Raw genomic sequence first — 14,067 nt, 5'->3', positions numbered from 1 at the left:
CCGGAGAAGACCGACATCATCGTCGAAGACTTCGACGTGTTCCGGTATTACCTGCACCGGTTGGACGACCAGAAGGTGCAGTGGGACGCGGACCGCATCCATACCCTGCTGACACGCCTCGGTATCGCGCATCGCTACGACGACCGTCGGGAGACGATCGCCGCCGCGCTCGGCGAACCTGTCCACCCCGCCGACGGTGTTCCCAGTGCGACTCCACTGCGCCGCTACTGAAAACCGAGCTTGAACACGAGGTTGGTAGCCACGGGGAAGATCGGTCGGATGTGGTGGTGCCGACGAGCGCTTTACTCCATCGGAGATCGTCGTGTATCGGAAAGAGGAGTACGCCAAGCTGCGGAGTCGGCAACAGCGAATCTGCGACCGGTCACCGAGGTGGGTACGAGCCGGATGAAGAAGTTTTTCGCGCCACCCTGCCACGGGAACACGGGGAGATCCACGGTGTCCATCAGGTCACCGATTTCACGAATCCCTTCGGCGCGCCCTTTGATTACTACGCTCCAGGCTTCGTGGGGCTCGGGCAGGTAGCCGTCGACCTCCAACGCGACGCGCGGATTCGACAAGGCGGCGGACATCTTCGTACCGGGCGCGGATCTGAACACGATGGTTCCATGGTCGACCACGTAGTTGAGAGGGAAGATATCCGGGTCGTCGTCCACCGACACGGCGAGGCGGCCTATTTCCTGGGTGCGGAGCAAGGCCCAGCATTCGTTGACAGCGAGTTCTTCGACTTTCGGGTTGTCGTTTTCCATTTCGCAGCCTTTCTGTCGTGAACGTCGGCCGATGGTCGTCTTACCCAGGAACCACTTCACAGTGTGCTGGATTCAGTCCGGATGCACGACCATGACCGGGCAGTCGGCGTGCTGAACCAACCAATTGCTGGTGGAACCCAGGAGCAAGCTGCGGAATCCGCCGCGACCTCGGCTGCCGACCACGAGCAGCTGGGCCGTCTTCGACCACTCGGCCAGCCGTTCGCGTGGCCCGGACACGTCGACTTCGCGGCGGACCACGACGTCGGGGTATTTCTCGGACCAACCTGCCAGACGCTCGGCCAGCAGGGCCTGCTCGGCCGCTTCGAAACCTTCGATCGGCATGTCGAGGTAGTCGGTGCCGCCGTACTCGCCTTTGGACAGATCGCTCCAGGCGTGGACGGCGACGAGTTCGGTTCCGCGGTGAGATGCTTCGGCGACTGCGGCGCCGATCGCAGGCTCGCCCACAGAACTGCCGTCCACACCGACGACGACGGGGCCGGTACGGCGGTTCGGGTCGGTGCCGCGCACCACCACGACAGCGCCGCGTGCGTGGGAGGTCGCCGCGAGCAGGGTCGTTCCGAGGTGCCGGATCGTGTGCGGGCGAGTGGCGGCGCCGAGCACCACGAGGTGGGCGTTCGATGATCGCTCGACCAACACACCGGCCGGACTGCCGGTGGTGAGTTCGGTGGTCACGGAAAGCCCGGGGCACGCATGTGATGCCTGTTCGGCGGCGGTGGTGAGGGCCCGCTCGGCTTCGAGGCGGATGCCCTGCATGGTGACGAAGACGAAGGAGTCGTACGGTCCACGCGGTGGGCTGGTGTGGATCGGGTCGATGCTGTGCAGGATGTGCAGTCGTCGGCCACGATCCGCCGCGGTGTTCGCGGCCCACGTTACGGCGGTGGCCGCGCCGCCCGATCGGTCTATCCCGACCACGACCGGGGCGGATGCTGTGCGGTGTGTGTCGTCGTTGTGTTCGGTCATGAACTTCTCTCCGAGTGTGGTGGCCGCCGGGTCGTTGGCTCGGCGGGAGGTGTGCTATCAGCGTGGTCCGGCGCGGCCGGCCCCCGATACGGCTGAAAGTCCCGGTCCTGTGCTGCATTGGTCCCAGGCAGCAGGTCCCACCGCGCAACTGGGCACGAGCGAGGGCCGAAAGTCCCTCGAACCTATGGCCATTGTGCGGAATGGACCGGTATTGCGGCCCTCCCTGACCCGGGTTGCCGTCGGCGAGCCTGGTCGGGTGAGATCGAAGGAGGACACCATGCTGGTGAGCACGGAACCTACGGACGCGATTGTTCGAATCTCGGTGGGGCGCCACGTCTCCGCCGCCGCGGCGGAGTACGTTCGCGAGAAGATCGGCGGCGCATTGCGCCACGCATCCGAACCGATTCTGTCGGTACGGATTCGGCTCGAGGGCCACGGAGACCCGGCGGTCGCCGATCCGATCGTGGCGCAGGCGAATGTGAATATGGCCGGGACTGCGGTGCGCGTGCAGGTGACGGCGGCGACGACCCGTGCCGCCATCGACGGCCTCGTCGATCGGTTGCGTGCCCGCCTCGAGCGTGCGGCTCGCCGATCAGACGGCCAACACGGTCGGCACCGCGGCGGCAAGCCTGTGACATGGCATCACGGTGCTGCTCCCCGCACGCGGCTACCGTACTTTCCTCGGCCGATGGAGGAACGTGAGATCGTGCGCCGCAAATCGTTCGCGTTGGCCCAGGAGACCTGCGATGAGGCGGCTTTCGATATGTCGTTGCTGGATTACGACTTTCATCTGTTCACCGAGTCGGGGAGCGGCCTCGACAGCGTGCTGTATCGCTCGGGACCCTCCGGCTATCGGCTCGCGCAGCTCGATCCACAGCCCGACCGGGTGATTCAGGGTGCTGTGCTAGTGGCGATCAGCGCCGCGCGCCCACCGTCGCTCGGCCCGCGAGCCGCTGCCGAGCGGCTGGAGGTGACCGGATGGCCGTTCGTCTTCTACCACGATCCCGACCTGGGCAGAGGGTGCGTGCTTTATCACCGCTACGACGGGCACTACGGCCTCATCACGCCGGCGGTCGTGTGATGCCGATCATCGAGGAGCGCCGACAGACCGGTGCACGCCACCGTACCGAGGGCAGCCACGGAGCACCGGTGCTCGCGGCGAGAGCACCGGCATCTGTGCGCGAGCGCGAGATCGTGATGCCCTTCGAGGACGTTGTGCTCGAAGGCTGTCTCCAGCTGCCCGCGCGCCCGATCGGTCTCGTTGTCCTCGCGCATGGCGGCGGCGAAGGCCGCCACGGGCGGCGGAACCGGTTCGTGGCAGACCTGTTGGCGGGACACCGCCTCGCGACACTGACGATGGACCTGCAGACGGCTGCCGAGGACCAGGCCACGATGTTCGACGTCGAGCTACTCGGTGATCGACTGGCACGAGTTCGACGCCGGTTGCGGGTGGTCCCGGAGCTGCAACGTCTCCCGGTGGGCTACTTCGGCATCGGGCCGCACGCACCGGCGGCGCTGTGGGCGGCCACCGAACCCGATGCCCTGGTCGGGGCTGTGGTCGTTCGTGGCGGCAGGCCCGACCTGGCGGGGGACCGTCTCGGGCTGATCACGGCACCGACATTGTTTCTGGTGGGAGGGCTGGACGAACGCGTGCGTGAGCGCAACTATCGAGCGGCCGGGGCGATGATCGGGGAACGCCGGGTCACCGAGTTGACAGCGCCGAACCTGCCTCGGCGCGCGGGGTACCTGTCGTGGCGCGCTGCCTATCTGGCTGCGGTGTGGTTCACCGAACATCTGACCGTCGACGCGGCGGCCGACGCCGCCCCGGCAGCGGCCCGAAGTATGTGACGACGAAATGGCGGCTTGTGCCCACGCGGAAGTGGCTGAAGGAATTCGGTCCCTACTCGTGTGGACCTTCGGCCCTAGGAGTCGGTGAAGTAGCCCTGATGACATAGGCGGAGCCGAGAACAAAGAAGGCGAGGTCGTACTCATGTGGGTAATCGAGCGGTTGCCGCTCGCCGTCGCGAAGGGGGCGATACCGTGATCGACCCCAGCGACAACGTGGACGCGCGGCGGGCGGTGATGGAACTCGGCAGAGCCGAGGCCATACGGCTGCTGGCGAGCGTGCCGATGGGCCGGGTGGTGTACACCCGCGACGCGTTGCCCGCGATCCGTCCGGTGAATCACCTGGTCGACGAGGACGGATCGATCGTGATCCGCACGCGTCTCACGTCGTATCTGACCGGGCTCGCGGGCCACACCACAGCACTGGTCGTCACCTACGGAGCCGATGATATCGATCCGGTGCGACGCGTGGGTTGGTCGGTATCGGTGACCGGGTTCGCTCGGACGGTGACCGACCCCGCGCGGGTGGCCCGTTACGAGCGGCAGCTGCGGCCCTGGGTGGACGGTCTGATGGACAGCGTCATCACCATCACTCCGGACATGGTCAGCGGAATTCGTCTTGTGGATCCTCTGACTCCGGTCGAGATCCGCGATACGGCAGCGGGATGATCTCGGCGTCCCGCCTGCTCCGACCGGCGCAGAAGTCCGTGTGACGTCACCGTGGCCGATGCGCACCTGTCGTGACCACGCAGCTGTTCTCGCCGCTACCGTTACGGCAGGGGCGCCGACCAACGCAGGGTCGTTCCGCCTTCGGGGCGGTTCTCGATGTGGAACGACCCGCCTGCTTTTTCCGCGCGGACGGCGAGGTTGGCCAGCCCGCTGCGGCGGGTGATGTCGGGTGGTACTCCTCGGCCGTCGTCGGTGACCTCGATGCTCACCTCGTCACCCACGCGAAGTTCGACGGTGACCAAGTTGGCATCGGCATGGCGGACGACATTGCTGACCGCTTCGCGCAGGACCGCTTCGACGTCGTCGGAGAGCGGGGGAGCCAGCACGGTGACCGGTCCGGCCAGGCGGACAGTGGTGCGCAGCCCCGTATCGGCGGTCGTGTCGACGATGATGCCGTGCAAGTACTTTCGGTACTTCGACGAGTCGGCGGTGTTGTTGCTCTGCAGATCGAAGATCGAGTGCCGGATGTCCTGGACGATGGATTGCACTTCGTCGACCGTTTCCATCAGCCGGGACTTGACCTCGGGTGTCCGTGCGCGCTGAACCGTTCCCTGTAGCGACAACCCGACTGCGAAGAGACGTTGAATGACGTGGTCGTGCAGGCCCCGGGCGATACGGTCACGATCGGACAAGACATCGAGTTCACGCATTCGACGCTGGGTGTCGGACAGTTGGAGCACCAGGGCGGCCTGGTCGGCGAACGCGACGAGCATCGCTCGGGTGCCCTCGTCGAGCGGCTGCACATCGGCCGGTCGGATGGTGGTGAGTACACCGATCACGTTGTCGCCGACGCGCAGCGGCACCACGACGGCCGGCCCGAACTGGGTTCTGGTGTGGGAGAACAGGTTATAGGGCAGTTTGTCGGCCGTGATGATCTCGTCGGAGCGATAGGCGGCTCCGGATTGGGAGTCCTCGACGTCGAGTCGCTGCCCCACGATGTCGTCGGCGTCGATTCCCGCGGCGGCGATCACGATCAGTTCGGTCACTTCGTCGTGCGGAATCTCCGGGTCTTCGGGCAGGGCAACGAAGGTGCACGCCGACTGGGTGAGCGCGAGCGCACGCTGGGTGACCAGGTCGAGGACTTCGTCGGGTTCTCCGCCGGCGAGCAGCGCGGTCGCGACGTCCTTGGTCGCTTCGAGCCATTGCTGGCGGACCCGGGATTCCTCGTAGAGCCGCGCGTTGGCGATGGCGATCCCGGCGGCCGCGGCCAGCGCTTGCACGACGACCTCGTCGTCCTCGGTGAATTCCTGACCGCCGGCCTTCTCGGTGAGATAGAGATTGCCGAACACTTCGTCGCGGACTTTGACCGGCACACCGAGGAAGGTGCGCATCGGCGGATGATTGGGTGGAAAACCCACCGACGACGGATGATCGGACAGGGTCGACAGCCGGATGGGCTTGGGCTCGTGGATGAGCACGCCGAGCACGCCGTGGCCGCGGGGCAGATCGCCGATGAGGACTCTGGTGCGGTCGTCGATGCCCTCGTAGACGAACTCGGAGAGCTGGTTGCTGTTCTTGTCGGTTTCGCGGACACCGAGTGCGCCGTACCCAGCGCCGACGAGTTCGATGGCGGTGTGCACGATCGAGCGCAGCGTGTCATCGAGGTCCAGACCCGAGGTGACCACAAGCATCGCCTCGATGAGGCGATCCATGTTGTCGCGCACGTCGACGATCTGCGCGATGCGATCTTGGACCTGGCTCAGCAGCTCACGCAGCCGGAGCTGGGACAAGGTCTCGGTAACCGGTGGCTGGGCACCGGTGGAAGCGTTCTGGTTCTGCCCATCCACGTCGGCCATTGTCTCACCTCGGTGCTCGCAGCGATGCCGCGAGCGCGTTGTCAGCTGACGACAACGCTCATTGCTCGAGTTTGGAGGCCATGACCGCGGCTTGGGTCCGGCGTTCGACGCCGAGTTTGGTGAGTAGCCGGGAGACATAGTTCTTGACGGTTTTCTCGGCAAGGAACATGCGAGCCGCGATCTGCCGGTTGGTCAGGCCCTCACCGAGGAGCGCGAGGAGGGTGCGTTCCTGATCAGTGAGGGTGGCCAGTGGACCGGTCTTCTCCTCGGCCTCGGTGCGCAGTTTTGCCATCAGTGCTGCGGCCGCGCGGTTGTCCAGCAACGATTTTCCGGCGCTGATGTCGCGGATGGCCTGGATGAGTTCCAGGCTCTTGATGTCTTTGATCACGTAGCCGCTGGCGCCGGCCAAGATGGCGTTGAGCATGGCTTGCTCGTCGGTGAACGAGGTGAGGATCAGACACCGCAGCTCTGGATTCGCCGAGAGCAGCTCGCGGCAGAGTTCGATACCGTTACCGTCGGGCAGCATCACGTCCAGCACCGCCACATCCGGTCGCAGGGCTGGAATGCGAGCCAGCGCCTGTGAACAGCTGCCTGCCTCACCGATGACCTCGAGGTCGGGCTCGAGGTCGATGAGGTCGGCGACGCCCTTTCGCACGATTTCGTGATCGTCGACCAAGAAGACCTTGACCATGAGTTCGGACCTTTCCGTTCAGGTGACTGTTCCAGCTTACGACCCGGTGGGACCGGACACGGGCTGCGGCGGGAAATCGGCGACAGTCAGCTGTGTGGTCGTGCGACGAGGACCGGCACCGTGGCGCGGTCGAGGACGGCTCTGCTCACCGAGCCGAGGGTGAACCCGGCAAGTCCTCGGCGGCCCCGGCTACCGACGACGACCAGTTGGGCGTTCTCGGATTCCTGGAGCAGTCGCCGGGCCGGGTCGTCTTCGGAGACTATCCGTCGTATCGGCACCTGTGGATACTTTTCGGCGTACCCGGCCAGGCTCTGTGCGAGGACGGCCTGTGCGTGCTCGGCCATCTCGGTGGCGTCCGTGCCGTCCTCGGGTGCGGTCCATGCGAGCACGGCGACGACCTCGACGTTTCGGAGGGCGGCCTCGTCGAACGCGACGTCGATGGCGCGCACACTGACGGACGATCCGTCGACGCCGACCACGATCGGCTTGTCTCGCGGCGGCAGGTCGTTCGGGGGAATCACAACGATGGGACAGACCGACCGCCTGACCAGTGCTCCGCTGACAGAACCGAGCAGGGCCCGGTCGATGGCGTCCATGCCCCGAGAGCCGACCACGAGCCGCCGTGCGGTGCGCGACTTCTTGGCAAGCACCGATATCGGGGCCGGCCATACCAAGTCGACCGAGACGTCGAGGGTGTCCGGTGCGGCCGTCTGGCGGGAAAGGTGCTCGGCGGTGGTCAGTGCCGCGACGCCCTCATCGTGATATGCCCGATTACGCAAGGTCACCACGCCGAGACGAGGGCCGAGGTCCCATCCGATTCCGATCGCGTGCACCAAATGCAACGGCGCGTGGTGCAGCGCGGCTTCCTCAGCTGCCCACCGCACCGCCGACATGGCATGTGCGGAGCCGTCGACGCCGACAACGATGGGGCTTACGGTCACTGCTGTGCCTCCAGAGATGTGGTCGGACGAGGCGGCGACGCTGCTGTAGTTCTTCATGGTGTGCGGGCCTTCGCTGAGCACGTCATGCCGGTGAGGCGGTGGTCGGGAACTTCGCTGAACCGATGCCCGTGACGGGGCGGCGTAGCCGGTAGCTCAACGCACACACCGCGGCACCGAGCAGTCCGAAGACCGGTTGCAGCCAGTTGAACTGACCGATGACGAACGGCTGCACCGTAACCCAGCCGAGCAGTAGCAGACCCGCGCCGATACCGGCGAGCGCCGTGTGCGCGAGGTCCCGCACCGCGAGCGCGGCGGTGAACGCCATCGGCAGGCCGACGATCACGGCCAGCAACACCCCGGCCAGTGCTGGACTCGCGGACGGAAGCCGGTGGGTGATCTCCGCACCGAGGTCCGCGCCGCCGCCGATCAAACCCACGGCGCCGATGAACGCCCAGAAGGCCACGAAGCCGGCGACACCGGCCAACGACGCGCGCGGGGCCCGGCGGGTTCGGCGCTGCTCGAATGTCGACATGTATTACTCCTTTGTGCCTAGTTCAGGTCGGTCGCGGTGCGTGATGCCCAGGCGATCGGCGGTCGCGATCGCCATCCCCAGCGCAACAGCAGCACGGCGAGGACGGAGTAGAGCGAGAAGGCCGTGTACACCAGTGCCCTGCCGTAGTCGTCTGCCCACAGCGGTAGCCAAGGTGGTTCGGCAACCGCGACTGCCAGCAGCACACACGCCACCGCGACGGCGGGATAGGCAAGCGGCGCGACCGCTGGATCGGTAGCCGAATGATCACGATGCGATGACATGTATCGAGTGTCTCCAGCTGGAGGCCACGGGGTCAGGGCCTCACTGCCCTTGCTCGCGGGACCAAAGTAGGTGATGGCGTGGGTACTTCGAATCGACGCCACGTGAGATCCCTGACCCGTGCCCTGCGGCTCAGTGGCGCGCGCGGGGGCGGGCGACGATCACGGGGCTCTCGGCGCCGTGCAGCACCGCTTGCGCCACCGAACCGAGGGTCATGCCCGCGAATCCGCCACGGCCGTGGCTACCGACGACGATCAGTTGCGCTCCCTCGGACGTGTGCAGGACCGCCCGCGCCGGACGGTCCTCCACGACGACACGATCGACCTGCACCTCGGGGTACTTCTCCGCATAACCGGCAAGACTTTCCGACAGCAGTGCTTCGGCTTCGGTCTGCATCGTCGAGCGCGCCTCGTAGCGGTAGAACTCCGACCAGGCATTGACCGCCACCAGCCGGGCACCGCGGCGGGCAGCTTCGTCGAAGGCGATACCGATGGCGTCGACGCTGCACTCCGAGCCGTCGACACCCACAACGACGGGCCCATCGGCATGGACGAGAGCTTCCGGAATCACGGCGACCGGACAGTCGGCGTGCCGGGCGATGGAGGTGCTGACCGAGCCCAGCAGCGTGCGGCGCAGCGCACCGAGGCCTCGGCTGCCGACCACAACCAGCCGCGCGGAGGCGCTCCGGCTGCGCAGCACGGCGACCGCGGAGCCTTCGACGGCGGTGGCGGAGACCGGGATTTCGGCGATCGCCGATGCCGATGCCGATGCTTCGGCCGCGGCTTCGTCGGTGACCTCTTTCCCGTATCGGTGCAGTGCTACCGGGTCGTAGAGCGGACCGGCGAGTCCCGGCCCGTAGTAGTCGGCCGGGATCTCCATCGCGAAGACGATGTTCAGCGGCGCGCGGTGGTGTGCGGCGAACTCGGTGGCCCAGCGCAGTGCGAAGCGAGATTCCTGCGAACCGTCGACGCCGACCACGACAGGCTGATTCTGGTTTTCGAGAGGGGACATGATGGGTCCTTTCTGTTTCGTTCACTGTGCTCCGCGCGCCGAGGTGCCCGGCAGAGTCGCACGGCCCACACCGAGGGGCCGTTGGTCGGCATCCGTCTATCGGGGCAACCCGCTGCGGGACTGCGTGTCCGACATGCCGAGTGATGCCACCGCGACAGCGAGAAGGACGGATATCGGTTGCAGCCAGGTCAGCTCGCGCAGGACGACCAGCTGCAGCAGGGTCCAGGCGATCAGCGCGGCCGCGTCGGTCGCTGTCGTCGCCGCGCAATGCGGGTCCCCGTGTGCGGCGGTGAGTGCGACCGCGGTCATCGGCAAGCCGACCACCAGCGCGAGCGTCACCCCGGCCAGGATCGGGCTGTGCCAGGGAAGGTGGCTCTCGGCTTCATCGAGGGTCACCACGCTGGTGATCAGGCCGAGCGCACCGGCGAACGCCCAGGTCGCCACCAGGCCGGCAAGCAGGCACAGCACGGAGCGGCGGGCATCGGTGTGCGGGAGGTAGTGAGAGGTCATGTGTCGAGCGTCGCGCTGCTTCCGTCGTGTCGGCAGAGCCGAAGGTCCTGCGAGAAAGGGACCGGCGACCTGATCGAGTGACATTCGGCAGTGACCGATCCAGGCCCGGTTCGGACATGCTGGGGCAGTGGTAGCGCGGATACCGCCGGGCCTGCGGCAACTGCAGGGCTATCGGCGTGAGTGGGTGCGGTCGGATGTGGTCGCGGGCGTCACCGTGGCGGCGTATCTGATCCCGCAGGTGATGGCCTACGCGACGGTGGCGGGTCTGCCGCCGGTGGCCGGCTTGTGGGCGACGATCGGACCACTGGCGGTCTACGCGCTGCTGGCCACCTCCCGGCAGCTCTCCGTCGGACCCGAGTCGACCACCGCGCTGCTCACCGCGGTCGCCGTGGCGCCCCTGGCCGCCGGCGATCCGGAGCGGTACGCGGCGTTGGCCGCGGCACTGGCGCTGGTGGTCGGCGGACTGTGTCTGCTCGGCGCGGTGATGCGACTCGGAGTGCTGGCCGACCTGCTGTCCCGCCCGGTGCTGATCGGTTACCTGGCCGGGACGGCGGGGCTGATGATCGTGGGTCAGCTCGGACGGGTCACCGGTGTACCGGTCGACGGGGATTCGGTGACCGCGCAGATAGGTTCGTTCGTGGCCGACATCGATCGGTGGCATCCCGCGACCGCGGCGCTGGCCGGTGCCGTTCTGGTGATGCTGTTGATCATGGCGAAGTGGCTGCCGCGCGCGCCGGGTCCGTTGATCGCCGTGCTCGCGGCGACGGTGGCGGTCGCGGTGTTGTCGTTGCGGCGGTTCGGGATCGCGGTGGTCGGTGAGGTGCCCGCCGGTTTGCCGGTGCCCGCGCTGCCCGCCGTGGGCGCGGGCGATCTGACAACGTTGTTGTTACCCGCCGTCGGTATCGCCGTCGTCGGCTTCTCCGACAACGCGTTGACCGGCCGGGCGTTCGCGGCGCGCCACGGTACTCACGTGCAGGCCAACACCGAGCTCGCCGCGCTGGGTGCGACGAATGTCGCCTCTGCGCTGACACACGGTTTCCCGGTGAGCTGTAGTGGCAGCCGCACCAGCATCGCCGACCTGATGGGTGCTCGCACGCAGGTCTACGCGCTGGTGTCACTGGCGGCGGTATTGGTCGTGCTTTTCGGCGCACGGGGTGTGCTGGCCGGATTCCCCTCGGCGGCGCTGGGAGCGCTGGTGGTGTACGCGGCGCTGCGGCTGATCGACGTGGGCGAGTTCCGGCGCATCGCGCGGTTCCGCCGCAGTGAGCTGTTGCTCGCGCTGGGAACGGTGGCCGCCGTGCTGGTGCTCGGAGTGTTGTACGGGGTGCTCGTGGCGATCGCGTTGTCGGTCTTCGATCTGCTGCGCCGGATCGCGCGCGCCCACGACGCCGTGCTCGGTTTCGTTCCCGGCGTCGCGGGCATGCACGACGTGGACGACTACCCCGACGCGAAACCGATACCGGGACTGGTGATCTATCGCTACGACGCGCCGCTGTGCTTCGCCAACGCGGAGGATTTCCGTAAACGCGCACTCGGAGCGGTGGACTGGTGGGGTGAGCGAGGTGGGGAACCGGTGCGCTGGTTCGTGCTCAACGCCGAGGCGAACGTCGAGGTGGACCTGACCGCCCTCGACGCGGTCGAGCAGGTGCGAGCCGAGCTCGTCTCGCGCGGAGTGGTCTTCGCGATGGCCCGGGTCAAACACGACCTGCGTGACGATCTCGACGCGTCAGGGCTGACCGAGCGGATCGGACCCGACAGGCTCTTTCCCACTTTGCCGACCGCGCTCGACGCGTTTCGCTCGGACACCGGCACGAGGCCGATCGACCATCGCGGCGATGACCTTGTCCCCTGACACCGGCCGCCGGAACTCGGCCATGCTCGAGAGACGAATCCGACGCCCGAAACGAACATGCCGACGAAAGGAAACGACATGTCATCCGATGACACCCGTGCCGCCCAACATCGGACCGCGCCGGTGCTGGCCGCGGTCGACGGTTCGGCAATCTCCTATCAGGCCGCTGCCTGGGGAGCTGCCGAAGCCGTGCTGCACCACCGGCCACTGCATATCCTCACCTCGGCCGCCCTTCCGGTCGGCTCGGGGCCCGCGCTGTCGCTGGGGGAGGCAGATCTCGAGTGGTTGCGCGTCGATGCCGAGCGCATCGTCGGTGAAGCCGCCAGGGTGGCGCGTGCGGCGGTTCCCGACGAGGATCTCGTCGTCACCACCGAGGTGAGTTTCGAATCAGCGGCCCCACTGCTGATCGAGCGCTCGGCTTCTGCCCGGATCCTGGTGGTCGGCAGCAGGGGGCTCGGTGCCTTCCAGCGCGGTCTGCTCGGTTCGATCAGTACGGCGGTGACTCGTCACGCGCGGTGCCCGGTCGCGGTGATCCATGGGAACGTCGCGACCGACCCGGTGTCGGCCGCGCTGCCGGTGCTCGTGGGCGTCGACGGGAGCGCCAACAGCGTCCCGGCGGTGGAACTCGCCTTCGAGGAGGCCTCGCGGCGGAAAGTGGGTCTCGTCGCGTTGCACGCGTTCAGCGACTACAGTGCCGATCTGCCAACGATCGGCTGGGAGATGGGCAGGCAAACCGCGGAGACCGAGCTCGGCGAAGCTCTGGCCGGGCATGCCGAGCAGTATCCGGACGTAGATGTCCGCAGGATCGTGGTGGCTAACCGCCCGGTTCGTTCGCTGCTCGACGCGTCGTCTTCGGCGCAACTTCTCGTCGTGGGTAGTCACGGGCGCGGTGGCTTCGCCAGCATGGTGCTCGGTTCGACGAGCAACGCACTGCTGCATTCGGTGGAGATCCCCATGATCGTGGTCCGCGATCGCGGGTGACGGGTTCGCCCAGCCACGGGTGCAGCGAAGAAGGGCGCCCACCGCTACTGCGGTGGGCGCCCTTTGGCGGTGGGGGTCACTTTTCTGTCAGGACATCGACCAGCGGTCTGCGCGGAGTGGGTGGTGGTCGCCGGTCGTCGGGTGCGGTCCCGATCCGCACGACGATTTGTGGAACACCAGGATGGCCGATGAGCGCGGCCAAGAGGCGTCGGCCGTCGGCGAGTTCGGTGATATGCGTCAGTGGACAGGTGGACAGCCCTGCGGCGGTGCATTCGAGCAGCACGGCCGACAGCGCTTCGCCGGCTCGAAGCCAGGTCATGGGTTCCTCGCCGGTCGCGGTGAGAACGATCAGGCGCGCGTGGTCGCGCAGGCCACCCCGACGTGCGGACGGACCGGGGGAAGGGAAGTCGCGAGCCACACCGACCCGGGCGAGCTCGGAGTCCGAGACCAGTGCTGCGGGTGGCACACCGTCCGTTGTATCGGAATGCCCTGCCCACCAACGGATCTCGGCCTGGTACTCCATGTCGTACCGGTGCAGGGCTCCGGCTTGCTCGGAGGCCAGGGACAACCGCGCCCGCGCTTCTTCGTCGAGGACGTCGAGGGTGAGGTGATGGGGGACGACGAGTTCGTCCAATGCCATACGCACCGACGCCCATCCGATCGGCTCGTTCATCGGCAGCCGATCGGTGTAGCGACGCTCGATCGCGTCGGCTCGACGGAAGATTCCGATCGGCGGTTCCGGCCACGGCTCGAATCCGAGAGTCGCCATCAGTTCTGGACGGGCCGGGTCGGGCAACCGCACCACGTCGGTGTGCCAGCACTGAGAGGCCAGCACTGTCCGCACGTGGTGCAGGACAGCGCCGCAGCTGATGATCGCCTGGCGGGCGTGTGGGTCAGCGGCGGTCAGACGGCGATCGGAATTGCGCCACAGCTCGAGACGGGCACCGTCGAACACCCAGTGCCACGGTTGGGTGTTGTGGACCGACGGTGCCCGACACCCGAGCCGAATCGCTGTGCGCACCGTGGCACGGGCGGGTGCTGAACGCGTTGCGGGAAGGTCTTGTTCGTCACTCATGTCCCCAGTCTGATCGGTGCCCGCGGTTTGCCGAGACGGTCTTTACGCACGTTCGCCGGTGACCAAATGCCTTCCTG

At 67.1% G+C, this 14,067-nt stretch carries 16 protein-coding genes; 6 read left to right on the top strand and 10 right to left on the bottom strand.

From position 1 onward, the window contains the following. A partial coding sequence (locus tag ACWEVR_RS12470; RefSeq protein WP_452467016.1) for a hypothetical protein occupies positions 1 to 231 on the top strand: 231 nt, incomplete at its 5' end. Between the two features lie 71 nt (positions 232 to 302). On the opposite strand, the gene ACWEVR_RS12465 is transcribed toward ACWEVR_RS12470, so the two are convergent. Further along, on the bottom strand, positions 303 to 827 hold the full coding sequence (locus ACWEVR_RS12465) for a pyridoxamine 5'-phosphate oxidase family protein (RefSeq protein ID WP_452467015.1): 525 nt from the start codon (positions 825 to 827) through the stop codon (positions 303 to 305). Between the two features lie 12 nt (positions 828 to 839). Continuing rightward, a complete protein-coding gene (locus ACWEVR_RS12460) occupies positions 840 to 1,748 on the bottom strand; it encodes a universal stress protein (RefSeq protein WP_452467014.1) in 909 nt (302 codons plus the stop codon). Positions 1,749 to 2,025: 277 nt separating this feature from the next. Here ACWEVR_RS12460 and ACWEVR_RS12455 point away from each other — a divergent pair, with 277 nt between their 5' ends. From ACWEVR_RS12455 to ACWEVR_RS12445, 3 genes are all read left to right on the top strand, one after another. After that, positions 2,026 to 2,829 carry a ribosome hibernation promotion factor gene (locus ACWEVR_RS12455; protein WP_452467013.1) on the top strand — a complete coding sequence of 268 codons (804 nt, stop codon included), beginning with the start codon at positions 2,026 to 2,028 and terminating at the stop codon, positions 2,827 to 2,829. Further along, a complete protein-coding gene (locus ACWEVR_RS12450) occupies positions 2,829 to 3,596 on the top strand; it encodes a hypothetical protein (RefSeq protein ID WP_452467012.1) in 768 nt (255 codons plus the stop codon). The genes ACWEVR_RS12455 and ACWEVR_RS12450 overlap by 1 nt, the downstream gene beginning before the upstream one ends. A gap of 234 nt (positions 3,597 to 3,830) precedes the next feature. Next, entirely contained in the window at positions 3,831 to 4,262 is a 432-nt protein-coding gene (locus tag ACWEVR_RS12445; protein WP_452467032.1) for a pyridoxamine 5'-phosphate oxidase family protein, read from the top strand. Between the two features lie 101 nt (positions 4,263 to 4,363). On the opposite strand, the gene ACWEVR_RS12440 is transcribed toward ACWEVR_RS12445, so the two are convergent. The 7 genes from ACWEVR_RS12440 to ACWEVR_RS12410 all read right to left on the bottom strand — a co-directional run bounded on the left by ACWEVR_RS12440 (position 4,364) and on the right by ACWEVR_RS12410 (position 10,082). Next, a complete protein-coding gene (locus ACWEVR_RS12440) occupies positions 4,364 to 6,118 on the bottom strand; it encodes a GAF domain-containing sensor histidine kinase (protein WP_452467011.1) in 1,755 nt (584 codons plus the stop codon). 58 nt (positions 6,119 to 6,176) lie between these two features. Then, positions 6,177 to 6,809, bottom strand: coding sequence for a response regulator (locus ACWEVR_RS12435; protein ID WP_452467009.1), 633 nt, complete (start codon positions 6,807 to 6,809; stop codon positions 6,177 to 6,179). Positions 6,810 to 6,895: 86 nt separating this feature from the next. Continuing rightward, entirely contained in the window at positions 6,896 to 7,750 is an 855-nt protein-coding gene (locus tag ACWEVR_RS12430; protein WP_452467008.1) for a universal stress protein, read from the bottom strand. Positions 7,751 to 7,832: 82 nt separating this feature from the next. Beyond that, positions 7,833 to 8,282, bottom strand: coding sequence for a hypothetical protein (locus ACWEVR_RS12425; RefSeq protein ID WP_452467007.1), 450 nt, complete (start codon positions 8,280 to 8,282; stop codon positions 7,833 to 7,835). Between the two features lie 17 nt (positions 8,283 to 8,299). Further along, entirely contained in the window at positions 8,300 to 8,563 is a 264-nt protein-coding gene (locus tag ACWEVR_RS12420) for a hypothetical protein (protein WP_452467006.1), read from the bottom strand. A 130-nt stretch (positions 8,564 to 8,693) separates the two neighbouring features. After that, positions 8,694 to 9,572, bottom strand: coding sequence for a universal stress protein (locus ACWEVR_RS12415; protein WP_452467005.1), 879 nt, complete (start codon positions 9,570 to 9,572; stop codon positions 8,694 to 8,696). 96 nt (positions 9,573 to 9,668) lie between these two features. Beyond that, positions 9,669 to 10,082, bottom strand: coding sequence for a hypothetical protein (locus ACWEVR_RS12410; RefSeq protein ID WP_452467004.1), 414 nt, complete (start codon positions 10,080 to 10,082; stop codon positions 9,669 to 9,671). 127 nt (positions 10,083 to 10,209) lie between these two features. Here ACWEVR_RS12410 and ACWEVR_RS12405 point away from each other — a divergent pair, with 127 nt between their 5' ends. Further along, positions 10,210 to 11,934 carry a SulP family inorganic anion transporter gene (locus ACWEVR_RS12405; protein ID WP_452467003.1) on the top strand — a complete coding sequence of 575 codons (1,725 nt, stop codon included), beginning with the start codon at positions 10,210 to 10,212 and terminating at the stop codon, positions 11,932 to 11,934. A gap of 78 nt (positions 11,935 to 12,012) precedes the next feature. After that, positions 12,013 to 12,915 carry a universal stress protein gene (locus tag ACWEVR_RS12400; RefSeq protein WP_452467002.1) on the top strand — a complete coding sequence of 301 codons (903 nt, stop codon included), beginning with the start codon at positions 12,013 to 12,015 and terminating at the stop codon, positions 12,913 to 12,915. 76 nt (positions 12,916 to 12,991) lie between these two features. On the opposite strand, the gene ACWEVR_RS12395 is transcribed toward ACWEVR_RS12400, so the two are convergent. Next, positions 12,992 to 13,990 (bottom strand): Acg family FMN-binding oxidoreductase, encoded by a 999-nt coding sequence (locus ACWEVR_RS12395; protein WP_452467001.1) that lies wholly within the window; start codon positions 13,988 to 13,990, stop codon positions 12,992 to 12,994. Between the last annotated feature and the right edge of the window lie 77 nt (positions 13,991 to 14,067).

Source organism: Nocardia sp. NPDC003979 (genome assembly GCF_053605015.1).
Note: the sequence above shows the minus strand (reverse complement) of the source record. Positions and strands in the feature narration are given on the sequence as shown.

What these genes read in the sequence shown, in the direction of transcription:
- ACWEVR_RS12395 (WP_452467001.1), bottom strand. Translation starts at nt 13,990, where the DNA reads ATGAGTGACGAACAAGACCTTCCCGCAACGCGTTCAGCACCCGCCCGT.
- ACWEVR_RS12425 (WP_452467007.1), bottom strand. Translation starts at nt 8,282, where the DNA reads ATGTCGACATTCGAGCAGCGCCGAACCCGCCGGGCCCCGCGCGCGTCG.
- ACWEVR_RS12440 (WP_452467011.1), bottom strand. Translation starts at nt 6,118, where the DNA reads ATGGCCGACGTGGATGGGCAGAACCAGAACGCTTCCACCGGTGCCCAG.
- ACWEVR_RS12435 (WP_452467009.1), bottom strand. Translation starts at nt 6,809, where the DNA reads ATGGTCAAGGTCTTCTTGGTCGACGATCACGAAATCGTGCGAAAGGGC.
- ACWEVR_RS12450 (WP_452467012.1), top strand. Translation starts at nt 2,829, where the DNA reads ATGCCGATCATCGAGGAGCGCCGACAGACCGGTGCACGCCACCGTACC.
- ACWEVR_RS12455 (WP_452467013.1), top strand. Translation starts at nt 2,026, where the DNA reads ATGCTGGTGAGCACGGAACCTACGGACGCGATTGTTCGAATCTCGGTG.
- ACWEVR_RS12410 (WP_452467004.1), bottom strand. Translation starts at nt 10,082, where the DNA reads ATGACCTCTCACTACCTCCCGCACACCGATGCCCGCCGCTCCGTGCTG.
- ACWEVR_RS12400 (WP_452467002.1), top strand. Translation starts at nt 12,013, where the DNA reads ATGTCATCCGATGACACCCGTGCCGCCCAACATCGGACCGCGCCGGTG.
- ACWEVR_RS12420 (WP_452467006.1), bottom strand. Translation starts at nt 8,563, where the DNA reads ATGTCATCGCATCGTGATCATTCGGCTACCGATCCAGCGGTCGCGCCG.
- ACWEVR_RS12415 (WP_452467005.1), bottom strand. Translation starts at nt 9,572, where the DNA reads ATGTCCCCTCTCGAAAACCAGAATCAGCCTGTCGTGGTCGGCGTCGAC.
- ACWEVR_RS12460 (WP_452467014.1), bottom strand. Translation starts at nt 1,748, where the DNA reads ATGACCGAACACAACGACGACACACACCGCACAGCATCCGCCCCGGTC.
- ACWEVR_RS12445 (WP_452467032.1), top strand. Translation starts at nt 3,831, where the DNA reads ATGGAACTCGGCAGAGCCGAGGCCATACGGCTGCTGGCGAGCGTGCCG.